At 40.4% G+C, this 25,679-nt stretch carries 18 protein-coding genes; 9 read left to right on the top strand and 9 right to left on the bottom strand.

Annotated features, from left to right (window positions below):
* Positions 1-241 precede the first annotated feature (241 nt).
* Positions 242-694, bottom strand: a complete 453-nt coding sequence (locus BT1A1_RS01830) for a MarR family winged helix-turn-helix transcriptional regulator (protein WP_034767493.1) — start codon at positions 692-694, stop codon at positions 242-244.
* 182 nt (positions 695-876) lie between these two features.
* Between BT1A1_RS01830 and BT1A1_RS01825 the strand changes: the two genes are divergently transcribed.
* Positions 877-2,970, top strand: coding sequence for a DNA topoisomerase III (locus BT1A1_RS01825; RefSeq protein ID WP_034767491.1), 2,094 nt, complete (start codon positions 877-879; stop codon positions 2,968-2,970).
* A gap of 54 nt (positions 2,971-3,024) precedes the next feature.
* Here the strand turns inward: BT1A1_RS01825 and ybaK are convergent, their stop codons facing one another.
* Together ybaK and BT1A1_RS01815 are read right to left on the bottom strand one after the other, a co-directional pair.
* Positions 3,025-3,495 (bottom strand): Cys-tRNA(Pro) deacylase, encoded by a 471-nt coding sequence (ybaK, locus tag BT1A1_RS01820; protein WP_034767488.1) that lies wholly within the window; start codon positions 3,493-3,495, stop codon positions 3,025-3,027.
* A 226-nt stretch (positions 3,496-3,721) separates the two neighbouring features.
* A complete protein-coding gene (locus BT1A1_RS01815) occupies positions 3,722-4,837 on the bottom strand; it encodes an NAD(P)/FAD-dependent oxidoreductase (RefSeq protein WP_034767486.1) in 1,116 nt (371 codons plus the stop codon).
* A 737-nt stretch (positions 4,838-5,574) separates the two neighbouring features.
* Between BT1A1_RS01815 and BT1A1_RS01810 the strand changes: the two genes are divergently transcribed.
* Positions 5,575-7,272, top strand: a complete 1,698-nt coding sequence (locus tag BT1A1_RS01810; RefSeq protein ID WP_034767483.1) for a methyl-accepting chemotaxis protein — start codon at positions 5,575-5,577, stop codon at positions 7,270-7,272.
* 367 nt (positions 7,273-7,639) lie between these two features.
* Here the strand turns inward: BT1A1_RS01810 and aceA are convergent, their stop codons facing one another.
* From aceA to BT1A1_RS01790, 3 genes are all read right to left on the bottom strand, one after another.
* Entirely contained in the window at positions 7,640-8,917 is a 1,278-nt protein-coding gene (gene aceA / locus BT1A1_RS01800; protein WP_034767479.1) for an isocitrate lyase, read from the bottom strand.
* Positions 8,918-8,985: 68 nt separating this feature from the next.
* The gene (aceB, locus tag BT1A1_RS01795; protein WP_034767475.1) at positions 8,986-10,563 is read right to left on the bottom strand and encodes a malate synthase A; all 1,578 of its coding nucleotides are present in this window, start codon (positions 10,561-10,563) and stop codon (positions 8,986-8,988) included.
* A gap of 293 nt (positions 10,564-10,856) precedes the next feature.
* Positions 10,857-11,042, bottom strand: coding sequence for a hypothetical protein (locus BT1A1_RS01790; RefSeq protein WP_034767473.1), 186 nt, complete (start codon positions 11,040-11,042; stop codon positions 10,857-10,859).
* Between the two features lie 355 nt (positions 11,043-11,397).
* On the opposite strand from BT1A1_RS01790, the gene BT1A1_RS01785 reads away from it, so the two are divergent.
* Together BT1A1_RS01785 and BT1A1_RS01780 are read left to right on the top strand one after the other, a co-directional pair.
* Entirely contained in the window at positions 11,398-12,117 is a 720-nt protein-coding gene (locus BT1A1_RS01785; RefSeq protein WP_034767470.1) for an ABC transporter ATP-binding protein, read from the top strand.
* Complete coding sequence (locus BT1A1_RS01780; RefSeq protein ID WP_034767468.1) at positions 12,114-12,878, top strand: ABC transporter permease; 765 nt, start codon at positions 12,114-12,116, stop codon at positions 12,876-12,878. Before BT1A1_RS01785 ends, BT1A1_RS01780 begins: the two co-directional genes overlap by 4 nt.
* A gap of 55 nt (positions 12,879-12,933) precedes the next feature.
* Here BT1A1_RS01780 and norA read toward each other — a convergent pair whose 3' ends face one another.
* Together norA and BT1A1_RS01770 are read right to left on the bottom strand one after the other, a co-directional pair.
* A complete protein-coding gene (gene norA / locus BT1A1_RS01775) occupies positions 12,934-14,115 on the bottom strand; it encodes a multidrug efflux MFS transporter NorA (protein ID WP_034767467.1) in 1,182 nt (393 codons plus the stop codon).
* A 359-nt stretch (positions 14,116-14,474) separates the two neighbouring features.
* Positions 14,475-15,662, bottom strand: a complete 1,188-nt coding sequence (locus tag BT1A1_RS01770) for a nitrate/nitrite transporter (protein WP_034767465.1) — start codon at positions 15,660-15,662, stop codon at positions 14,475-14,477.
* Positions 15,663-16,161: 499 nt separating this feature from the next.
* On the opposite strand from BT1A1_RS01770, the gene BT1A1_RS01765 reads away from it, so the two are divergent.
* From BT1A1_RS01765 to BT1A1_RS01745, 5 genes are all read left to right on the top strand, one after another.
* Positions 16,162-19,845: a nitrate reductase subunit alpha gene (locus BT1A1_RS01765; protein ID WP_034767463.1), complete on the top strand. Its 3,684-nt coding sequence runs from the start codon at positions 16,162-16,164 to the stop codon at positions 19,843-19,845.
* Positions 19,835-21,307: a nitrate reductase subunit beta gene (narH, locus tag BT1A1_RS01760; protein ID WP_034767461.1), complete on the top strand. Its 1,473-nt coding sequence runs from the start codon at positions 19,835-19,837 to the stop codon at positions 21,305-21,307. Before BT1A1_RS01765 ends, narH begins: the two co-directional genes overlap by 11 nt.
* 65 nt (positions 21,308-21,372) lie before the next feature.
* A complete protein-coding gene (narJ, locus tag BT1A1_RS01755; protein ID WP_034767459.1) occupies positions 21,373-21,888 on the top strand; it encodes a nitrate reductase molybdenum cofactor assembly chaperone in 516 nt (171 codons plus the stop codon).
* A gap of 40 nt (positions 21,889-21,928) precedes the next feature.
* Positions 21,929-22,618: a respiratory nitrate reductase subunit gamma gene (narI, locus tag BT1A1_RS01750; RefSeq protein WP_051988952.1), complete on the top strand. Its 690-nt coding sequence runs from the start codon at positions 21,929-21,931 to the stop codon at positions 22,616-22,618.
* 75 nt (positions 22,619-22,693) lie between these two features.
* Positions 22,694-24,190, top strand: a complete 1,497-nt coding sequence (locus BT1A1_RS01745; RefSeq protein ID WP_034767455.1) for a tetratricopeptide repeat protein — start codon at positions 22,694-22,696, stop codon at positions 24,188-24,190.
* 722 nt (positions 24,191-24,912) lie between these two features.
* Here the strand turns inward: BT1A1_RS01745 and BT1A1_RS17310 are convergent.
* A partial coding sequence (locus BT1A1_RS17310) for a DnaD domain-containing protein (protein WP_156103141.1) occupies positions 24,913-25,679 on the bottom strand: 767 nt, incomplete at its 5' end.

The following is a 25,679-nucleotide window of genomic DNA, read 5'->3' as shown; positions in this document are numbered from 1 at the left end:
TCGTTCCATTGGACATTTTTTCGAATAAAATGCTTCAATCTGTCCATTACAACCGACCTATTAGACAGTTTTACAAATAGAATGTACCAAACTGTCCATTACATCCGCCCTACTAGACATTTTTACAAAAAAAAACACCAAACTGTCCATAAAGCTAATTCCCGCCGCAACCTTCTCCATGTACAAAACCTATAAAAAAATCCCCCACTTTTTAAAGCAGGAGATTCCGCTATGCTTTCTTTTATAATTGTTGTGCATACAACCCTAGTTTCTTCAGTTTTTCCGTAACTAGTTCTTTTTCATGGGTGGTGAGACCGCCCATAATTTTGCTCATCGCCTCTTTATGCTTTGGAAAAATATCCTCCATTAATTTTTTACCCTCGTCTGTAATCGAAGCATAAATAACCCGGCGATCAGTCGGACATGCTTTTCTTGTTAAATAACTTTTATTCTCCAATTTATCAATAACATAGGTAATGCTACTGGAGGCCAGCAAAATTTTTTGTCCAACTTTTTGAATCGGTTGATCACCTTTATGAAAAAGCAATTCCAAAACGGCAAATTCAGTCAAATTCAGTCCATATTCCTTGACATTCTTGACAATTTGCTTTTCAATTGCTTCAAATGCTCTTGATAATACGATAAAGAGTTTTAAAGAAACATCTTGGTCTCTTTCCACATTTTTGTTACTCATCGTATCAGATCCTTTAATAATAATATCTCGAATTCGAAATAATTATACTAACAGTTAGGCAAGTTTGTCAAGGTAAAAGCAATGAAACCGGCACATCTATATTTTGTTACGCAAATTATTTGCTATACTATTAAGGAAGAGATTTTTCATTCCAGCAACAAATAGGTTGAAAGGAGTATTCGATGAAATCATTAATTATCGCAGAAAAGCCGAGTGTCGCACGGGAAATCGCCCGTGTTCTCGATTTGCGTGAAAAACATAAATCTTATATCGAGGGAAAACAATATATCATTACCTGGGCCCTTGGTCATCTTGTGGAACTAAAAATGCCCGAGAACTATGACCCGAAATATAAAACTTGGCGCCTGGAGGATTTGCCTATCATCCCGGATAAAATGGGTTTGAAGGTCATCAGGCAGACAAGTCATCAGTTTAAAGCAATTGAGGGACTCGCAAAACGTCAAGATATAAAGGACCTTATTATTGCTACCGATGCCGGTCGGGAAGGTGAACTGGTTGCCCGTTGGATTATCGAAAAAATTCATTGGAAAAAGCCGATCAAACGACTTTGGATATCTTCTGTCACAGACCGGGCCATTCGTGACGGTTTTAAACAGTTAAAACCGGGAGAACAGTTTGAAAATCTGTATCAGTCCGCTGTATGCCGGGCTGAAGCAGATTGGCTCATTGGTTTGAACGTATCACGGGCATTGACAACAAAATACAAGGATCCGCTCTCAGCCGGCCGGGTGCAAACACCTACTCTGTCACTCATTATCGACCGGGAAAAACAAATTCAAAAATTTGTCCCGAAAAAATATTGGGTCATCAAAGCAAAATGCGGTTCTCTTGAAGTCGAATGGGAAAAGAACGGGGAAAAACGGATATTCGATAAAGAACAGGCAGAAAAAATGATTACCAAAGTGAATGGTCAAAAAGCCGTTGTCACCGAGATTAACACAAAAGAAAAAGCAGAACAACAGCCGCTTCCTTATGACCTGAACGAATTACAACGGGATGCGAATAAACGATACGGTTTTTCCGCCAAAAAGACGTTAAGCGTATTACAAAAATTATATGAGGAACATAAATATGTCACCTACCCAAGAACCGACTCCCGCTATTTAACGACAGATATGGAAGCAACGATGTATGAGCGGTTAACCGGCATTTCTTCCGCCTATAAAGAGGAAGTCAAACCACTTTTGGCAAACAGAGGGAAAGTGATTGCCAAACGCGTATTTAATAACGAAAAAGTGTCAGATCACCATGCAATTATTCCCACTGAAGAAAAAGTCCATATAAATGATCTGTCGTCGGATGAGCGGAAGATTTACGATTTAATTGTTCGGCGCTTTTTAACAATTTTTTATCCGCCGTTTAAATATGAAACGGTCCAAGCGCAGTTCAAGGTAAATGGCGAAACCTTTACAGCAAAAGCAAGGAATATTAAAGATTGGGGTTTTAAAAAAATTCAAGGTCATGATGAGGAAGAACCGGCACACAATAATCTTCAAACATTAAAAATAGGACAAAACGATTCCATCCGGGGCATTCAAATGGAAGAAAGATTGACAGAGCCCCCGCTCCGTTATTCGGAAGCCGATTTACTCGGGCAAATGGAAAAATACGGACTCGGAACACCGGCGACACGAGCTGAAATCATTGAACGCTTGGTTGAAACGGAGGTCGTCGAACGGCAAAATGGTCGGTTTTATTCAACCCAAAAAGGCCGTCAGCTAATGGACCTTGTTAATAAGGACTTGAAATCACCGGAATTGACAGCGAAATGGGAAAAGGAACTGGAACTGATTGCGCGAGGTAAAGCCAATCCGAAACAGTTTTTGAAAAATATTCGCAAGCAAACAGAGGCCCTCGTCTCGGAAATTAAACAAAGTGACAAACAATACCGTACGCCAAACTTAACCGGTTCGAAATGTCCGGAATGTGGGTCATTTTTGAAAGAGCGGAATACAAAAGACGGGAAGTTCCTTGTCTGTTCCAGTTTGGATTGCTCATACCGGCGCCGCAAAGAGCCAAAGTTGTCCAACCGAAGATGCCCGCAATGTCATAAAAAAATGGAAATTCATGAAGGAAAGGCTGGTCTGTATTTCCAATGCCGGAATTGCAATATCGTTGAAAAAGCCGAGGAAAAGAAAAAGGCCGTAAACAAACGGGAAGAAAGGAAACTTTTGCAAAAATATACAAAGAAAGATGAATCCTTTGGCACAAGTCTCGGCGATTTGTTGAAAGCAAAATTAGAGGGGAAAGAATAACCGGATCTTACAAAGAAGGCTTAGGATCATCACCTAAGCCTTTTCTCTTTTTATCTATTTCGTTAACTCTGCAAATTGGGCTTGCGTTACATTCGCTAATTGGTGCGGGTCCATTACTATTTGCATGCCGATTTTTCCGGCACTTACGACGATTTCCGGTAAATGTTCAGCACTGGCATCGATAAAAGTTGGGTAGTTTTTCTTCATTCCAATCGGTGAACAGCCACCGCGAATATAGCCGGTCCATTTTTGCAAGTCCTTTACATGCAACATTTCCAGTTTCTTTTCTCCTGCTGCTTTTGCTGCCTTTTTCAAATCCAATTCTTTTTCAACCGGAATGACGAACACATACAGATTTTGTTCATGATGGGTGACTAATGTTTTAAAAACGGATTCCGGTGGCCGCCCGACTTTTTCTGCAACAGCCATGCCATCAATTTTTCCATCATTTGCATCATATGACAATGTTGAATAGGGGATTTTATCTTTATCCAATATTCTCATTGCATTTGTTTTCATGCTCATTTTCACATTACTCCCTTTTAATATGTAACTCTGAAATTAAAATTTCCAAAATAACGTTTCAAACCGACTCCCGCTCCGTTCAATGACGCCACTTTATTCAGAAGTTACGTCAAGTCACCAATCCGGTTGTTTTCAGCCGACGCTCCAACAATACTAGCCGCCAACTGTTTATAAACAAGCGTCAAACCACCAATCCGAATGTTTCAACCCGGCTCTTCCTCTCGCTTCATCCAATAGCACCCCGGATATCATACTCCGCCAAATCAATCTCAAACTCCCGACCGGTCACTAAACATGCGAGCTGACTGCCGAGAAAAGGGGCCATTGTTAATCCAGAAGCACCTAAACCATTTGCCAAATAAAGCCCTTCATAGCTTGGTACTTCACCAATAACCGGGAGAAAATTTGGTGTAAACGGACGGAAGCCGACTCTGACATCGATAACTTCTCCGTCTTGAAGACCCGGTGCAACTTCAAATGCCTTTGAAAAAATTTCATGTAGACCACCGGCTGTTACACGAAGGTCGAATCCGGTATGATTTTCATGGGTAGCTCCGACGACTACCTCACCGCCATCAAACGCCAAGATACTTTGGTCACCGGGCGGCATAACAACCGGCCAAGAGTCAGTAAGTTGATTTTTCAATTTCAAATGAACAATTTGACCTTTTTGATAAGTAATTAACAAGCGGACTCCCAACGGTGCAAGAAGTTCATCTGCCCATGCCCCTGCTGTGATTACCACACAATCACCCGCAATCAATTCCTTACCAACCTTAACACCTTGAACAGTTCCATTCCCACCTACTAACGCTGCCGAACCATTTACTATGTTTGCCCCATATTTTTCAGCACCGCGTAACAATGCATCCCGTAATGCTCGACCATTCACACGGGCAGCTCCACTGATATGTACCGAAGCATATCCCTTTTTCAGCAATGGAAACATATTTCGTGTTTCCTCTTCTGTTAACATTGTAATTTCCCCTATTTCCGGTGCATCTTCTTTCCGTATTCTTGCCCGTTCTTCCATTTGTTTCAACTTTTCGATATCCGTATGAATGCTAATCGCCCCAACCTGTTTATAGCCGGTCTCTTGTTCCTCATCATCTTGTAATTGCTTAATAAGCCGGGGATAATAAGCCGCACCTTTTTTTGCCAACCGATACCACGCTTTATTCCTTCTTTGTGATAACCAAGGACAAATCATTCCCGCGGCGGCATCTGTTGCCTGACCCGCGTCTTTTCGATCAACAACTACGACATCGGCGCCCAATTTTGCTAAATGATAGGCAGTTGCCGCACCTAAAATTCCTGCACCAATTACGATATACCTTGACACTACACATCCTCCATTTCTCAAAAAATGACCCTCTTTAATACTTTTTCTGTAAAAACTTTATTAAAAACATGGGAATAGCGACAAGTCCGCTAAAATTACTCCATCTATTTTAGCCCATATAAAAATATCAAGAAAAACCCGAACTGGATTGTAAGATTTTTCCTAGCCAGAATTAAATTAAAAAAGTATAATTATAATTAAATTCATTTTTATTATTTCTCGACATCGTAATTGTTGTTTGATTCAGAAAACATTATTATTCATTGGTTAACACCCAATTATATAATACATATTTTATGTTTTACAGATATAACCCGGAAACTTTTTTGGATGCTAATCAGATTATTTTTTCCTATTATACTACTTTACCCGTGCGAATCGCGACTTGTAGATCGTCAAATGAAAGGAATCTTTCGAGTATGCCCTTATTCACGCATCGAATATTCTTAATATTTCCAGCAGCAGTTAAATTAGCTTTATTGTTAGAAATGTATGATTTAAGAAAAGCGCAGAGCGCCCGCTTAGCGACGTACAAACTGGAGCGCCCCGCAATGAGATAAAGGAAACACGGCGAGGGACGAGCCGATGTTGACTTATCGTAGTGGAGGGGAGCTAGTTTCTCAGTCGCTGGCGCTCGTAGCTAGACAATAAAACTAATCCCAAGTTAATTGCTTGTATTTTTATACTTTCTTATACTAAAACAGAAACAGTATCAAATCTATCACAGAGGTGTCAATATGAAACATTTTTTCAATTTTAAAACAATTAACAAGAAAATTATTGTCGGTTTTACGGTTGTTATCCTAATCAGCTCACTGTTAGTTGTCTATAATCTATTTTCCTTTTACGCAACGAACAAAAAAACTGAAGATATTGTGGATCAACAACTTCAATTCGTCATTGCGAATGATCAATTGGCATACAATGTTTCCGAAAGATTAGCTCTCGTTAGAGGATATATTCTATATGGTGATAATGATTACCGTAAAAAGTTTAATCAATATACCGGTGAAAGTAAAAACATACAGGAACAAATTTTGAAAATCGACAAGTCCAAAGAGGTAAAAGATCTTTTTGCTAAACAAGAAAATTGGGAAAGAGTTATTGTTCAAGATGTATATACAGAACTATCAAAGGGAAATGAGGAACAGGCTTTAAAAACATTATCTGAAAAAGTGGAACCATTATCCGATGAATTAGTTACTGCTTATTCAACACAATCCGAAAAACGACAAAAAGAAATAAATGATATGGGCGATCAAATTATACATAGCGGGCAGACAAGTATGATGATTAGTGTAATTATTTCTATCATTGTAATCATTTCGAGCATTATTGTTGCCTTTTTTACCGGCAAGTCCATATCAAAACCGATTAAGCTTGTTGAAGAACGAATGAACCTGATTGCGAGTGGAAATTTAAGCGGGAAACCTTTGGAAACACAATTACTTGATGAAACTGGTCATCTTATCCAGTCGACAAATCGGATGAATTTGCAAATGCGGGAATTAATTTCCAAAATTAAATCTGTCTCCGATACCGTTACTTCTCAAAGTGAGGAATTAACCCAGTCAGCTAATGAAGTAAAAGCAGGTGCGGAACAAACGGCAGTCACCATGCAAAATTTGGCCGCCAATGCAGAAACACAAGCAAATCGTGCCGAACGCTTATCATCGATTATGAAATCTTTCCATGAAAAAGTAGAAGCAGCAAATGATAATGGAGTCCGGGTTGAACAAACATCGAAACATATTTTGGAAATGTCCAGTGAAGGCGGTAGACTCATGTCTTCATCAACTGCTCAAATGGAAAAAATTGATTCGATTGTCAAACAAACGGTAGAAAAAGTTCAAGGACTTGATACCGAATCGCAAAAAATATCAAAATTGGTTTCCGTCATTAAAGAGATTGCCGACCAAACGAATCTATTAGCCTTAAACGCAGCAATAGAAGCAGCAAGGGCCGGAGAACATGGTAAAGGATTTGCAGTTGTCGCCGATGAAGTTAGGAAGCTGGCTGAACAAGTATCTTTTTCCGTCAAGGACATTACAGGAATTGTAGCTAATATTCAAAATGAGGTCAGTGAGGTAACAGATGTGTTGGAAGAAGGATACACGGAGGTTGAACAGGGCACTTCACAGATCAAAATGACAGAGGAACGTTTTAAACAGATTAATCTGGCTATTACTGAAATGGCAAATCATATTAAACAAATATCAATGAATCTGGCCGAAATTGCCAACAATAGTGAGGAAATGAGTGTCTCTGTTCATGAAATTGCCGCCACCGCCCAAGAAGCAGCTGCCGGTATTGAGCAAACTTCTGCCTCCTCCCAACAAACAAGCAGTTCGATGGAGATTATTACCGAAAGTTCAAATCTCCTTGCAAAACTGGCAGATGAAATGAATAAGCTAATCGGTACATTCAAGCTTTAAAGAAAGAAACTTTATCAGCGGGGATTTTCCATCTCCGCTGATTTTTTTAATGATACGCAAATCCCGGTAGTTTTTTTACAAGTTAAAATTTCCAACTACGTCGAATTCACTTCTTTGCAGGAAATTGATACTTTCCCTCTCATATAAAAAATCACCTCCAAAAGCCATGGAGGTGTCTATAAAATCAAACAAAAAGGGATAACCATGTGGGGATGGAGGGTCCCCAAATGGAGGAACTAACATGACAAACTTAATCAAATTGCTCTTCTTCAGTTGATAATTTCAAGCTGAGTTGAGCTACTACCATCTTAAACAATTTGCTCTTCTTCAGTTGATAATTTCAAGCTGTTGTCGAGCTGCTACAATCTTAAACAAATTGCTCTTCTTCCGTTGATCCTTTCAAAGCTGTTGTTGAGCTGCTACCACCGGTAACAATGGTGGCTACTTCATCAAAATAACCTGTTCCAACTTCACGTTGATGTCTTGTTGCCGTATAACCTTTATCTTCGCTGGCAAATTCTCTTTGCTGGAAGTCACTATAAGCAGCCATGCCGCGATCACGGTAGTCATAAGCCAATTCAAACATACTGTGGTTCAAAGTATGGAAGCCGGCCAAAGTAACAAATTGATACTTGTAACCCATTTTTGCAATTTCTTTTTGGAACTCGGCAATTGTTTTTTCAGGCAATTTTTTCTTCCAGTTAAATGATGGTGAACAGTTATACGCCAACAGTTTACCCGGGAATTTTTCATGAATCGCATCCGCAAAACGTTTTGCTTCTTCCAAATTCGGCTCGGAAGTTTCACACCAGATCAGGTCGGCATACGGTGCATAAGCGAGTCCTCGGGAAATAGCTTGCTCTATCCCGTCTCGTACATAATAGAATCCTTCCGGCGAACGCTCACCTGTTAAAAATTCATGATCATAAGGATCTACATCACTTTGTAATAGTTGAGCTGCGTTTGCATCTGTCCGGGCGATTAACACAGTCGGTACATTTAATACATCAGCTGCAAGACGGGCTGAAATTAAATTACGAACGGCAGATTGCGTTGGTAATAATACTTTACCACCTAAATGGCCGCATTTTTTCTCAGACGATAATTGATCTTCAAAGTGAACGGCTGCAGCACCGGCTTCAATCATTGCCTTCATTAATTCATAAACATTTAACGCACCGCCGAACCCTGCTTCAGCATCAGCAACAATTGGAACGAACCAATTTGTATCGTCACGACCTTCAATGCTGTCAATTTCATCAGCACGCTGTAATGCTTGATTAATCCGTTTTACAACATTTGGAACGCTGTTTGCCGGATATAAGCTTTGATCCGGATACATTTGCCCGGCCAAGTTGGCATCAGCTGCAACTTGCCAACCGCTGACATAAATGGCTTTTAAACCGGCTTTCACTTGTTGAACGGCTTGGTTACCGGTTAAAGCACCAAGGGAATGAATATAATCTTCTTCATGTAATTGTTTCCAAAGAAGTTCAGAACCCCTTTTTGCCAAAGTATGTTCAACGAGTACTTTTCCCCGCAGACGAACAACATCTTCTGCCGTATACGGGCGGGTAATTCCTTTAAACCTTTCTGAATTCCAAATCTCTTTTAATTGTTGGATTTGTTCAGCTTTACTACTCATTGTGATTTCCTCCTAAGAAAATGTATTTATATTAATTTTTAAAAAAACCAAGAATAATAGACTACGAATTAATCCAGCTTTTCATATCCGGGAATGGTCAAAAATTCAATGAACTCTTCCTGCTCGATTAATTCTCTAAATAGTGCTGTTGCTTCTTCAAATCTGCCTTGTTCAAATCGTTCTGCACCAATTTCTTGCTTAATCTTTTCCAATTCTTCCTCAATCATTTGCTCAACCAGCTCAAACGTAACTTTCCGACCATCACTTAATATTCCTTTTGGATGGCGAATCCATTGCCATACTTGAGCCCGGGAAATTTCAGCAGTAGCGGCATCTTCCATCAAGTTATACAGCGGAACCGCCCCTTTTCCCATTAACCAAGCTTCAATATATTGAATCCCGACACTGATATTGGTGCGGAGTCCGGATTCGGTAATGTCTCCTTCAGGTACTTCCACCAGCTGCTCAGCGGTAATTTCAATGTCATCCCGTTTCCGAACGATTTGGTTCGGTTGCGGCATATATTGGTCAAATACTTCCTTGGCAACCGGAACGAGACCCGGGTGGGCGACCCAACTTCCATCGAAGCCGTCTTTCACTTCTCGTTCTTTATCCTTGCGCACCTTTTCAAATGCAGACGCGTTGGCAACCTCATCATTTTTAACCGGAATTTGGGCAGCCATTCCGCCGATTGCCGGGGCATTCCGCTTATGGCAAGTTTTTGCCACATAAAGTGTATAGGCACGCATAAACGGTACTTCCATTGTCACTTGGGAACGGTCCGGTAATATAAAATCCGGGTGTTTCCTGAACTTTTTGATCGTACTAAAAATGTAATCCCAACGACCGCAATTCAATCCGGCACTATGTTCTTTTAATTCATACAAGATTTCATCCGCTTCAAATGCTGCTGTAATTGTTTCGATAAGTACGGTTGCTTTAATCGTCCCTTGAGGAATGCCAAGTTCTTCTTGGGCAAATACGAAAACATCATTCCAAAGACGGGCTTCTTTTGCATTTTCCAATTTCGGTAAGTAAAAATAAGGTCCGGACCCACGCTTAATCAATTCTTTTGCATTGTGATAGAAAAATAGACCGAAATCAAAGAGACTTGCCGAAATTGGCTCCCCATCAATTAAAAAATGTTTTTCTACCATATGCCATCCTCTTGGGCGAACAAGTAAAGTGGCCATTTCATCTTTTAATTGATACACTTTACCGTTTGGCGCCGTAAACTGTAACGTTCTTCGGATAGCATCCCGTAAATTCCTCTGCCCTTGTATCGTATTGGCAAATGTCGGTGCGTTTGCATCCTCAAAATCGGCCATGAATACTTTTGCTCCCGAGTTAAAGGCATTGATGACCATTTTCGGATCCCCTGCAGGACCGGTAATCTCTACCCGTCTGTCTTGCAGATCTTTTGGAATTGGTGCAATGGTCCAGTCCCCTTCACGAATAGCTTTCGTCTCTTCTAAAAATGTTGGTTTCTTGCCTTGGTCAAATTCCTTTTGTAATTCTTCACGGAGTTGCAACAATGATTTTCTTTTTTCTTCAAAACGTTCATGCAATTTCTCTAAAAATGCTGCTGCATCGTCCGTTAAGATTTCAGATTTTTCATATTGCAGTCTTTCCTGAATCCTTTCCATTTCTACACCCCTTTGTCACATCTGAATACTTGGTAAAATTTTGTCCACACATATAGAACTATGAATCTATAAATCATCCACACCTACATCCCGGTGAATGTTGCAGTGGAGATTTCCAAAGAAGTTTTAAAACTAAAATCTTCATTCCTTGATGCGTGTCCACTTCGCCGCTGGAGCATTCATCCGTTATGTACACCGCATTGGTTTTCAATGAAATTCATCTCCCACCTGAATACTCACACATCGAGGTGGGAGTCTTTCCGCCCGAGGTTGGTAAAGTAAATTCTGTTATATTACAAAGAAGCCGATTGACTTACAGATTCCGATAACATTTCTAAGTGCCTAAGTTTAATCCAATAATCCTGTACCATTACAACGGAAACAATCAACAATACCTGAATCATGACAATGATCGCAATGAGCATGATTTGACTTCTTTTCCAAATGGCAAGTACAAGGCATTTCTCCGTTCCCTTCACAAGTTGGACAATTCATTATAAAATCCCCTTTCATGTTTTTGTATTACTACAGTATCTTTATTTATTAATTATTATATAACAGATTTTTGAAAACGCAACCCCTTTTTAGAAAATTCTTTCGACAAAATGCAAAATTTTTTTGGAGGTCACTGAAATACTATTGCTCACACAATATATAGTAAGGTGAACCGCAAAAATAACACTAGATACAGTGTTCAAAAAGTCATCCTTCATATTTTTCAGCCGTCTTTTTTTGCCCGCATTTGTTTTTTCCAATTTGAAATGTTAAATGATTCCCTTAAAAAATGATAAACTATTTATGAATTACTATGGAAAAAGAAAGGATTGGCCACGTATGAAACCAGCAATCCGCTTTGAGCAAGTGAACTATTCTGTTGATGGTTTACATGTTTTAAGAAATATAACCGGTTTTTTCCCAAAAGGTAAAATAACGACACTGGTCGGGCCGTCCGGTGCAGGAAAAACAACACTGTTTCGCCTGTGTAACGGGCTGAAGTCACCGGATTCCGGGGATATTTTTATTAATGAGAAGCATATCAAGGAATATGACCCGGTAACATTAAGACGAAAAGTTGGACTGGCCCTGCAAAATGCTACGATGATTGATGGAACGGTTTTCGATAATTTATCACTTCCGTTAAAATTACAGGGGAAACAATTGGAAGAAGCTGAGGCAAAAAGGTTACTGAATTTAGTTGGATTAGAGGAACAGTTTTTATCTCACGGTGCAAAGGATTTGTCAGGCGGGCAAAGGCAAAAGGTATCGATTGCCAGAACTTTGGTGAACCGACCAGAGATTCTCCTCCTTGATGAAATTACCTCTGCCCTTGATCGTATCTCCCAACAAGACATTGAAGAATTAATTATGAACATTAATAAAAAATTTGGCACAACGATTATTTGGATTACCCACAATCTTGATCAAGCTGTAAAAGTAGCAGACTATACCTGGGTAATGATAGCCGGGGAAGTTGTTGAAACCGGAGATATCTCTGTATTAACAGCGCCGAAAAATGAACGGGTCAAGCTGTTTGTAAAGGGGGAAGAGAATTGAGCTTTTTAAATCTTACACTTTCACTAATCTTTGTTCTTATCCCGCTTATTTTATCGAAAACATTAAATCTTGGTTTAGAAAAAGATACAATTATTGCCGTTGTCCGGTCGATTATTCAACTTCTGACAGTGGGATATATTTTACATTTTGTTTTTACATCCAATGATTATCTATATATTATTTTAATGATTGGTCTAATCATCGGTGCTGCTACGGCGAATGCCCGTAAAAAAGGAACATCGATCCCCGGCATTACCGGCAAATTAATTTTTACCTTTCTGTTTGTGGAATTGTTAACACAAGGGATTTTGTTAGGATTCGGGATTACACCGCCAACCGCCCAATACATGATTCCAATTAGCGGGATGATGGTCGGCAATTCCATGGTGCTTGCCATTTTGTTTCTTAATCGGTTTGCGTCGGAAGTCCACGCTTACGAAGAGGAAATTGAACTTATTTTGTCGCTTGGCGGGACTCCGAAACAAGCCATTCATCGGCAATTGATTACAGCCATTAAGGCAAGTACGATACCAACAATTGAAAGTCAAAAAACGATGGGACTTGTTCAGTTACCGGGGATGATGAGCGGTCAAATTATCGCCGGTGCCGACCCGATCCAGGCGGTACAATTCCAATTATTAGTTTTATTTCTTTTGCTTACCACTGCAGTTATTACTAGTGTTTTATTAGGGTTCTTATCCTATCCGACTCTGTTTAACCAGAGAATGCAACGGGTAAAAGAAGGAAACCCCACGGATTAATCGTGCCGTGGGGCTGTTTTATGCTCATATCCAATACTCTTTGTTCCATTAAAAGTCATTGACTGTTTTTATTGGCTACAGCTGAAGCCTCTTTCCAATACATTGCCATTGCTGTGCCAATAATTAGCACAATCGTCGAGAAATAGTACGGGAAATTTAAATTAATGTCAAATAACATGCCGCCGACAATCGGACCAAATATATTCCCAAAACTTGTAAATGTTGAATTCATTCCCCCGATAAATCCTTGATCATTTCCGGCGACTTTCGACAAATACGTTGTAACCGCCGGACGAATTAAGTCAAAACCGGCAAAAACGATAAACGTGACCAATAAGATTGAGAAATAATGATTGACTATGGTCATGACAAAAACAACGATGGAGGAAAACAGGAAACACCAACGTATTAACCGGATTTCTCCAATTTTTTTCGTTAAGTAATCAAATAAAAACACTTGGCCAACAGCACCAATGATTCCACCGCCCATAATAATGATCGCAATATCTTTTGGTGAAAATCCAAATTTATGATCAATAAATAGACTAAATAACGACTCAAATGCTGAAAGTCCAAATGAAGAAATAAAGATTAATAACAATGGTATGAAGTAAATTGGTTTAAACGCGACTTTCCATGTTGTGGATTGTGAATGTTCCGGAACCTTTGTCTCCTCTAATCTTTCCGGTTCCTTCAATAGGATAAAGGATAAGATTGCGGCAAAAACACCTAAAAAACCCGCTACATAAAACGGTAGCCGTGCACTAAATTCAGCTAAAAAACCACCGAGTCCCGGACCGATAATAAATCCGGTATTAATGGCTGCAGACATATATCCTAACGCTTTCGGTCTCTCATGTGCCGTCGTAATATCAGCAATAAATGCGGTAACAGCCGGCATGATAAAAGCACTGCTTAAACCGCCGAACATACGAGAAAGGAATAAGACTTCCACTGTTTTTCCGATTCCAAATAAAAATTCCGACAGGCCGAAGATAACCAACCCAATTACAATCATTCGCTTCCGTCCATAACGGTCTGCCCATCTGCCGGCAATGGGAGAGGATATAAGTTGAACAAAGGCAAATACAGCCACCATATACCCTACAACTGCCCCATTGATTGACAGTTCATTCATTATCGTTGGTAAAACAGGAACAACTAAACCAATTCCTAAAAATGCTAAAAATAAATTTGCTAGTAAAATACTTAATGTGACTTTCTTTTTCTTATCCATACTTACTCCTTACATAAAATCTTCAAATATCGTATCTCTATCTTAAACGATAACCAATGAATAATAAAACCTTAAAAACCCTAATTTTAATTATATCAAAAAAGATGCTGTACTTTGCAGCATCTTTTTTCAATATCGCTTCATTACCCATCAAGGCTCAAGTTAACCTTAAATGAGCGGGAATTCGATTATTCCCTGTTTGTTCGTTGAAATAACCAGACGTATACGGGCAACGGATTTGAACCCGCCACCCCTACGGCCCGAACGTAGTGCTCCAGTTAAATAACCAGTTACGGGCAAGCCCCTCTCAGCCATAGGTGTGGTGGTTTTACGGCCCGAAAAGGCGGGATAAAATGAAGTCATAATTCTTTTGTTTTACCGATGAATTTTCGGTGATTTTCCGTACGCTCTTGTTCATACAACCAGACGACGATAACGAGACAGGCCAGCGCTACTTCGGAAAGTGCCATAAATGCGATCGAATATTGTCCGGTAATATTATGAACGGCAGTTAAAACTAACGGCGGGAAAAAACCACCAAGTCCGCCCATGGCTGAAACAATTCCATTTACGACACCGGCTTGTTTTGAAAAATAAAGCGGGACAAGTTTAAACACTGTTCCATTACCAATTCCTACGAATAATGCCACAGCCAAACAACCTACCGTAAACAATTCAATATTTGGCGAAAAGGCAAGAATAACTGCTGACAAGGTCACCGCGATAAATGTAAACATTAAAATAATAAATGAATTGAATTTATCCGCCAACAACCCGCCTATCGGACGCATAAGTGTCGCAAGTGCAATGAATCCTGCCGTCCGTATCCCGGCATCAACTGAATCTAAATTGAAATTGTTAACCAAAAAGTTAGGTAAGAACATGGTAAACGCAACAAACGCACCGAATGTAATGAAATAAAACAAGCTTAGAAACCAGAGAGTCGTATTTTTGCATACACTTTTAAGTTGCTCAGCCATTGATTGTTTTACTTTCACTTCTTTCCGGTCGCCAAATATGAAGTTAAAAACGATAAAGATAAGCAATAAAATTAAATAAAGTTGTGCTGTTTTTTGCCATCCAAGTGATTGAGCAATAATCGGAGCGCCAAAAGTGGTAATCGCAGTTCCGGCATTGCCTACCCCATACACACCATTAATAAAACCTTGCTTTTCTTTCGGATAATATTTTGGCAGTGATGTAACACCAACAGAAAAAACTGCTCCGCCAATTCCAAGGAACAACCCACCAATGACTAAATCAATAAATGAATTTGCCACGCTAACATAAAAAACCGGAAACAATAATACAGTAAAACTTATCATAAATAATTTACGTGCACCAAAACGATCGGTGTAAAAACCAATAGGAATTCGTAAAAGCGAGCCTAAAATAACCGGGATCGCCGTAATAATTGAAACTTGGCTTTCTGTTAATGGAATATCTTGCTTAATGCTAGGGATTAACGATGAAATTAAAACCCACATCATAAAGCCCGTTACGAGTGAAGCTGTTTGCAATGTTAACTGAATCGATGGTTTTCTCATCGGAAAAATCTTCCCTTCTTAAAAATTTTTTATATTTAACGGATTTAGTTTTTATTTATCTTTATCTTAAAAGGTAAAAAGGTGGTATTTGTGTGATGTACATCACATTTTCACCGTTCATATGGTTCATTTTGTGACCACTTTTTGAAAAATAATGAAAAGACAAGGATTGCCTCTTATTGTTCTCTTCCGTTTCTCACCTAGGGAAACCAATAAATCGGCGAAACCCATTCTCGTCACCATTTTTTGAAGAGAAAGCGAAATACCCACCCATCTTTTGGATGCGAAACTTAAGTTGTTATATTCAAATCGTACATACTCTCTTTTTCCTCAGATAAATTCATCTTGTAATAATTTCTACTTTTTCACAAAACCTTCTCTACAAATACTATTATCCACTTTCCTGTGATGTACTTCACAACGAAACCACTTACCTCAATGGTTAAATGATAATAGCAAATACAAAAACACTTACTTTTACAAAAAAGGGAGGATTACGATGAAAAAGAAGGCTTCTCCACTTTGGCAAAGATTCAAATATTTGAAACCGGTAGAGACCTACGCCGACAACCATAGTCAATTGCAAGTCGGCAATCGTGATTGGGAAAATGTCTACCGGAGAAGATGGCAGCATGATAAAGTCATCCGTTCCACACACGGTGTCAACTGTACGGGATCATGCAGCTGGAATATTTTTGTGAAAGACGGCATTGTCACTTGGGAAGGTCAAAGTCTCGATTACCCGACAACAGGCCCTGATATGCCGGAATTTGAACCACGTGGCTGTCCAAGAGGAGCCAGCTTTTCCTGGTATATTTACAGCCCGCTCCGGGTGAAGTATCCGTACATACGGAAAAAACTTCTTGATTTATGGAAGGAAGCAACCGCTACCTATGATAATCCGTTAGATGCCTGGAAGTCGATTGTCGAGGATAAAGAAAAAGCCAAACGATATAAACAAGCACGTGGAAAGGGCGGCCTTGTTCGTACGAGCTGGGATGAAGCCGCAAGAATTATCGCCGCATCTACTCTTTACACAACTTTAACGTACGGTCCGGATCGAAATGTCGGCTTTTCACCAATTCCGGCGATGTCGATGATTAGTTACGCATCCGGAAGCCGCTTCATGCATTTAATGGGTGGCCCAATGTTAAGTTTTTACGATTGGTATGCCGATCTGCCACCGGCTTCCCCGCAAATTTGGGGGGATCAAACCGATGTACCGGAAAGCTCGGATTGGTATAACTCAAACTACATCATTACTTGGGGTTCAAACGTTCCATTAACCCGGACACCGGATGCCCACTTCTTAATTGAAGCCCGTTACAGAGGGACAAAAGTCATCTCGGTTAGCCCTGATTATGCCGAGTCAACGAAATTTGCCGATGAATGGCTATCGGTCAGACAAGGGACTGACGGTGCGGTTGCGATGGCCATGGGACATGTCATTTTAAACGAATTTTACCATCAAAATAGGACCCCCTACTTTGAAGAATATGCGAAAAAATATACCGATCTTCCATTTGCTGTTCTTTTAAAAAATAAAAATGGAACGTTCACACTAGACAGATTTCTCAACGCAAAAGATCTTGGTATTGACTCTGCCAATAATGAATGGAAACCGGCGATGTTTAACAAAAAAACCGGTGACTTCTCCATTCCACACGGCACCATGGGCTCTCGCTGGGATGAGCAAGGTAAGTGGAATCTCCATTTAGTTGATGAACATACAGAGGAACCAATTGAACCTGTTTTAAGCTTTTTAGGTATGGAAGATGAAGTGGTTACAGTCGATATGCCATATTTTGATGAACAAGGAAAGCGAGCAATTCCACGAAATGTCCCTGTAAAAAAAATTGAAGTCGATGGAAAAACCGAATATGTCACATCCGTTTATGACCTAATGCTGGCCAACTACGGAATTGATCGCGGCCTTGGCGGAGAAGCAGCAAGTTCTTATGAAGACCTCACGCCATACACACCGGCATGGCAAGAGCAAATTACCGGAGTCGACGCTGAACTTGTTATAAAAATCGCTCGTGAATTTGCCCAAAATGCCATTGATACGAAAGGTCGCTCAATGATTATTGTCGGTGCCGGCATTAACCATTGGTACAACGCGGACACGATTTATCGTGCCATTGTCAATCTCGTTCTTTTAGTCGGTGCACAAGGCGTGAACGGCGGTGGTTGGGCTCATTATGTCGGCCAAGAGAAATTACGTCCGGTAGAAGGCTGGAACACCATCGCAATGGCAAAAGACTGGCAAGGACCACCGAAACTGCAAAACGGAACATCTTTCTTCTATTTTGCTACCGAACAATGGCGCTTTGAAGAACATCCGGTCAGTGACTTGGCTTCCGCAACTGTGGAAAAAGCAAGATATCAGCACCCGGCCGACTATAATGTCCTGGCCGCAAGACTCGGCTGGTTACCGTCTTACCCTACTTTTAATAAAAACGGGATTGACCTATACAATGAGGCAGTTGAGGCAGGTTGCACAACAACTGAAGAAATCGGTGAGTATATCGCAAAACAATTGAAAGATCGCAAGTTGCAATTTGCCATTGAAGACCCGGATAATCCGGTTAACTTCCCGAGAAACTTATTTGTTTGGCGGGCCAACTTAATTTCCAGTTCTGGAAAAGGCCATGAATATTTCTTAAAGTATTTACTCGGTACCTCCAACGGTTTACTGAATTCTGATGAAGACAGTATTCGGCCGGAAGAAATTAATTGGCACGAAGAAGCCCCGGAAGGAAAAGTAGATTTACTTGTGAACTTGGAATTCCGGATGTCCGGCACGGCTCTTTATTCCGATATTATTTTACCGGCCGCCACTTGGTATGAAAAACATGACCTTTCAAGTACCGATATGCACCCATTTATTCATCCATTTAATCCGGCGGTCGCATCACCATGGGAAGCAAAATCAGACTGGGAAATTTTTAAAACGATCGCCAAAGCTGTGTCCGATATGGCTGAAGAAATTGACCTGGAACCGATGAAAGAAGTTGTGGCCACTCCTCTACAGCACGACACTACTGCCGAAATGGCCCAACCTTTAGGAAAGATTCGCGACTGGTCAAAAGGCGAATGTGAACCAATCCCGGGGCAAACAATGCCGCAAATTCATGTAGTCGAACGAGATTACAAACAAATTTACAATAAAATGATTGCCCTTGGTCCGAATGTGGAAAAACAACCATCCGGCGGTAAAGGGATGAATTGGAGTCTGGCAAAGGAATATGACGAATTGAAACGTCGGCTGGGAACGATTAACAATGGCACAATTGCAGACGGTTGTCCGGATATCAGTGACGCAAGAAATGCTTGTGAAGCCGTGCTTACCCTCTCATCTACATCAAACGGAAAAATTGCCGTTCGTGCCTGGGAAGCATTAGAAAAGCAAACGAATTTGGAACTGAAGGATTTGGCTTTAGACCGTGAAGGCGACCTGATGACCTTTGATAAAATAACCGCACAACCACAAACAGTCATCACATCCCCTGCATTCAGCGGCTCGGAAAAAGATGGCCGGCGGTATTCACCGTTTACAACGAATGTCGAAAAAATGATCCCGTTTCGCACGATTACCGGAAGACAATCGTTTTTCCTTGACCATGACATGATGAAGGAATTCGGGGAAACGATGGCGGTTTACAAACCGATTTTGAACCAAAAGCCATTCAACTCAAATCGACCGGAAGCGGAAGGCAAAGAAATTACATTAAATTACCTGACACCGCACAACAAGTGGTCCATCCATTCGATGTATTTTGACTCGAAACCAATGCTCAACCTATTCCGTGGCGGTCCGACCATTTGGTTAAACAAAGATGATGCAGAAGAAATTGGCGTGGCTGATAACGATTGGATTGAATGCTTCAACCGAAATGGGGTTGTCGTTGCCCGGGCAGTTGTCTCGCACAGAATCCCGAGAACCGTTGCATTTATGCACCATGCCCAAGATCGTCATATTCATGTCCCGGGAACAAAACTCACGCAAAATCGTGGCGGTACCCATAACAGCCCAACCCGCATTCATATGAAACCAACCCATATGATTGGCGGGTATGCCCAATTAAGTTACGGATTTAACTATTACGGACCCACCGGAAACCAGCGTGATTTAAACGTTGTTATCAGGAAATTAAAGGAGGTTGACTGGCTTGAAAGTTAAGGCACAAGTAGGAATGGTTATGAACCTTGATAAATGTATCGGCTGCCATACATGCAGTGTCACCTGCAAAAACACGTGGACCAACCGACCGGGTGCAGAATATATGTACTGGAATAATGTCGAAACAAAACCCGGTATCGGTTACCCGAAACAATGGGAGGATCAAGACAAATATCGCGGCGGCTGGGAGCTAAAAGACGGTGAACTTGTTTTAAAATCAGGATCCAAAGTAAATCGACTGTTAAACTTATTTTACAATCCGGCTCAACCGGAATTGGATGATTATTTTGAGCCTTGGGACTATGACTATGAAACATTAACAAATAGTCCGGAACGAAAACATCAACCGGTTGCCCGTGCAAAATCGTCTATCACCGGAGAATTTATGGACCTTGAATGGGGTCCGAACTGGGAAGACGATTTAGCCGGCGGACATATTACCGGGCTTCGTGACCCAAACGTCGTCAAAATGGAAGAATCAATCAAAACCGAATTTGAAGATGTGTTCATGATGTACTTACCGCGGATTTGTGAACATTGCATCAATGCACCTTGTGTTTCTTCCTGCCCATCCGGTGCGATGTACAAACGGGATGAAGACGGGATTGTACTGGTTGACCAAAATGCTTGCCGCGCTTGGCGTTATTGCGTAACAAGCTGCCCATATAAGAAAGTTTATTTTAACTGGAAAACAAACAAAGCAGAAAAATGTACATTATGCTTCCCGAGAATCGAAAACGGGCAACCGACCATTTGTTCAGAAACTTGTGTCGGTCGGATCCGTTATATTGGGATAATGCTTTATGATGCAGATAAAGTAAAAGAAGCCGCATCCGTTGAAGATGAAAAACAACTGTATCATGCACAACTTGGCATCTTTTTAAATCCAAACGATCCGGAAGTCATTCAAGCTGCACTTGCAGAAGGAATTCCAATGGACTGGATTGAAGCCGCACAAAAATCCCCAATCTATAAAATGATTATTGATTGGAAAATTGCTTTGCCGCTTCATCCGGAATATCGCACGATGCCAATGGTTTGGTATATCCCGCCTTTAAGTCCAATCATGAACACGATTGAAGGAAAAGGAAGCAATGCAGACTGGTATGATATTTTTCCAGCCATTGATGACATGCGGATTCCTATTGAATACTTAGCCAATCTGTTGACTGCCGGTGATACTGCGCATATTCGGACTGTCTTGAAGAAAATGGCGGTGATGCGTAGTTACATGCGTGCCCAAACGACCGGAAAAGTTTTTGATACCGAAATTATTGATGAACTCGGTTTAACGGAAGATGGCATTAAACAAATGTATCGGTTGCTTGCGATTGCCAAATATGAAGATCGCTTCGTTATTCCAAAAAGCCATAAAGAAGAAGTTCAAGACTTGTACGATGATCAGGGTGCTTGCGGCTTAGACTTTGCCGGCGGACCTGGTGGTTGTGGGGTTCTCGCTTAATTTTAATTCAACAAAAGGGCTTTTAAATATGGAGCCCTCCCCCTAAAAAAGGAGGCGAATAATAAATGCATCAAACAGAAATTTATCAACTGATTTCAATTCTTTTTCAATACCCGGATGAGGAATTGCTTACCATCCTACCGGAATTGCAAGTTGAAGTGGACAACTTCCAAGATGCCAAGATTCAGGCTCCTCTATCACAATTTTTGCATGTGTTAGCTGAGACTCCAGAAGATCAATTAATTGAACATTATATTGAACACTTTGATTTTGGCAGAACAACGAATCTGTATGTCACTTACTTCAATTCCGGTGAAGCAAGGGAACGAGGAATTGAACTATTAAAGCTAAAAGAATTTTATAAAGAACACGGTTTCGCTATAACGGACAATGAATTACCGGATTACTTACCGCTTATGCTTGAGTTTTGCGGCAATGTTCCGATCCATGTCAGCAACGATCTTTTACAAAATCATTATGGATCAATTCTAGAAATACGAAATAAATTACACGAGAATCAAAGTTATTATGCCCAGCTTCTTGATGCACTCGTTGCATTAATGGATAGAAACGGAATCTAGCTTGGAAACGGCAAAAATCAATCTTTAAAGGAGGGGGTTCATCGTGAGCAGACTCGATATATTCCTTTGGGCTATATTGCCTTATATCGTTCTGACCATCTTTATCGGTGGTCTCATATATCGTTACCAAAAAGATCAGTTTGGCTGGACAACAAAATCGAGTGAAATTTTAGAGAAGAAAAGATTACGCATTGGTTCCCTCATGTTCCATTGGGGTCTTATTTTCGTTTTTGGTGGACATGTCGCAGGAATTCTAGTGCCGATTCAATTTTACGAAGCACTTGGTATCCCGGAACATATATACCATAAGATAGCCATTATTTTAGGGATGCCTGCAGGGATTGTTGCCTTCATCGGGATTCTCTTATTGCTACATAGGAGAATTAGTGTCAAACGAATTTTCAAAACGACAACAACCGGTGATTGGGTTGCACTATTGGTTGTCATCTTGTGCCTTGCAACAGGTTTAACTGCAACTTCTTTAAATGTTGACGCGCACGGATTTGATTATCGAACAACAATTGCACCATGGTTTCGTGGAATCTTTACCTTTCACTTTCAACCGGAATTAATGGCGGGAATTCCAATCTGGTTTAAGATTCATATTTTATCTACCTTTGTCCTGTATACCGTTTGGCCATTTACAAGATTGGTTCATGCATTTAGCTTCCCGCTCCGTTATTTAACAAGAAATTATGTCATTTACAAAAGGCGTGTCAGAGAAATTTAAAGATTAGGGTGCCCTATGGAAACATATGGCTCCCTTTTTATCTTAGGACCTGACAGATAAGGAGGAATATTTCCCATGATTATGCAAAAGGACCTCAACCAAATTTCATCTATCATTGAAGCTGTAAAAAAGCAACTGACAAATGGCGACATACGTACTGCTAAAGAATGGATTGCCCAATTAGAAGCCCTAAGTCAAAACACCCTTGATGTCAACTTGCAATTCCAAGCCTATGTAACAATCGCAAAATATTACCGGCGCATCCGTAACTACGACGAGTCAGCCGGCCGTTTCCGAAAAGCGTTGAACATGGTTAGCGCTATCGACCAGAAGGAACTGGCAAAGGTGATCATTGATGCTCACCTAGTTTATATCACCCTTGAAACGGAATATAATCAATTGAAAAAAGCACGGACGACCGTAGCAAAACTGTTGGATTGGCTTGATAAAAATCGGCCGGATGACCACCTAGCCTATGGACTTACTTACCGTAGCCTCGGGAATATTTTTTTTGCTGATGATGATATTCAAGGCGGTATCAAACAAATGGAAAAGGCACTGGCTTATTTTTATAAAATTTATCCGGTCACCCACCCGGTCACCCTTGATGTAATCAACATCATCTCGAATGCTTATATAAAAATAGAGAATTTTGAAAGTGCTCGTCTCCCCTACGAAAAACTTTTGCAAGAATATCAAAAGAGGAATGACCAAGCTGAAGTTGCCAGCACATTATTAAAGATTGGAGAAATTTATTATTATACAAACCTGAAACAAGCCCGTTCGTCAATCATGAAGGCGCTCAAAATATTTGAAGAAACGTTTGAAGCGGGGCATGAAGATATAATCAAGGCGCTTATGATGCTTGGTGAAATTGATGAAAATATAGGTAATTACCCACGAGCAGTCAACTACTATCAAAAAGCACTTGGACAAATTTTAACAAGTAGACAAAATACAGATGCCATCGTGGTTTACACGTATGCAAAAATCGGGATGATCTTGATCAAAATGGATAAATTAGCTGAGGCAAAGTCTTATTTAGAAGAAGGATTGGCGCTTTCGGAAAACTTTCCGAATATCCGGTTGCAGTTCCTTTACGGCTTAGGGAAAATCTACTCTTTTGAAAAAAATTATGATGCCGCCTTTGTGATCTTCCGGGAATTTTTACAGCGTCTGGAAGCTAGTGGGCACAAATATTGTAAAAGTTATGCAAACACGTTGCAGGCCATCGCCTTTAACGACCTTGAACAACAAAAACTGAACGAAGCCTTAAAACACTATTGTGAGGCTTTGTCCATTTATGAAAAACTCGTATCTACAAGCTGCCGGGAAGAAAAAGGGTTAGCATATATCCGTCTTGGCTATTGTTATGAACATATTGAGGAAAAGGACTTAAAGAAAGCAGAACAATCCTATGAAAAAGGCTTTCGGATTCTTGATAAAGTAAATGACACCGGGCTTTTAGAAGAAGCGCTCGCCGCCATGATTGACTTCTATAACCGTACGAATCAACCGAAAAAGAGGAAGATTTATGAGGATAAGCTGGTAAAATTACAAACTCGAGATTAGTTGGCAGTATTATATTATGTCCCCTTTTCAGATTTAGGGGACGTCTCGATACACTTTTTCATTCTCATTTTGAGCTACTAGTTGTTGCTGAATTTGACTACAACATTAGCATACTTTCTTCCCTAGATGGAAGTCACAGAAAAAGAACAGTTTATTTTTTCAAATAAAATTCCGAGTTATTATGTTTCACTTTAAGGAATTAACTTAGCGATATCTGTTTTTTTATAAATTGATGTTCTGTTTTTCCTGCCTTTGCTTCAATTGAGTGTATTTTGCCTTAGTTATAAGGAATTTGGGAATTTGTTTGTTTTAAAATACTACTCTCCGAATTACTGGATAGTACCAAACTTTTTTAAGAAATAATTAATGTGAAGTCAGACTCTTTCAATGTTTTACTGCTCCGGTCATACCGGCAATTTCCAGAAAATGTTTATGCCGGACATTTTTTGAACACCGTAAACACAATGAGCAAAAATTTTTGCACTTATGCCCCGCCAATCATTTTCAATCCGTTCAATCCCATGGTCCCAATACAGATGAAAAGGAGTATATAAGCTTGTCTTAAATCATCCATGTTGCCTGCGCAGCCCTTGCTCTCCACTCATCAAGATTTTCCTGCATCAAACAACCTAGAAACGCTTTCTCATGCATCACCTCCCAGGGGACAGGTCCAGCCCCTTATCAATATTGATTAAAAGAAGGACAAGGAACCGGTCCTCTATTTAATCGTCTTCTCCGGCATCGATGTCAAGAATAAAGTTTCGTGGAATATCCCGTTCCATTCGGGGTTTTTGTTTTGCACTCTTTTTGTTCAAACGTTCTCGATATTCCTTTTGTGCGGCACGAACCTCATTGATGGTTTGATAGCCTTTATCAAACCACCGGCGAAGAATTCCTTCCACGTAACTCCAATTTTTATTCCCGCTTTCGACAGCTATTTTCATCGCTTCTAAAACAAGTTCTTGGGACAAATCCTCACACCACGCTTGTATTTTTTCAAAAAGATACCCACTGATGGTTCCAAACCCGTTTTGTTCGAAAAATGTAAATGGGTTTTGTTCTTCTGCGCGCGCGTGCGTAACTATTACTACGCTTTTTTTCTCTGGGGTAGTCTCTGAAGTAGTCTCTGGTATTGCTTTGGTTATGTTTGTTCGTGCTAGTGCCAAGCTTGCACCCACGTACTGACCAGCTTGCTCACCCGATGTGGTCAAGTTGAATTTATTTTGATACGTGTGATTAGTCAAGTTTGCATCTATGTATTGACCCACTTGCTCACCCGATGTGGTCAAGTTGGAGTTGTTTTGGTCGTTGTGTTTGGTCAATTTGGTCACCGTTTGGTCAGTGTGATTGGTTATATTGGTGCCAGTTTGATTTGTCGGATTGCCTAAGTTAGCACCATTTTGGTTCGTGGGCTTGCTTAAGTTGGTATCTGATTGGTTTGTCCGTTTGCTTACATTTGCATTCGTTTGGTCAGCCCGCTTATCGATAC

Source organism: Caldibacillus thermoamylovorans (genome assembly GCF_000751775.1).
Classification (GTDB): domain Bacteria; phylum Bacillota; class Bacilli; order Bacillales; family Caldibacillaceae; genus Caldifermentibacillus; species Caldifermentibacillus hisashii.
Note: the sequence above shows the minus strand (reverse complement) of the source record. Positions and strands in the feature narration are given on the sequence as shown.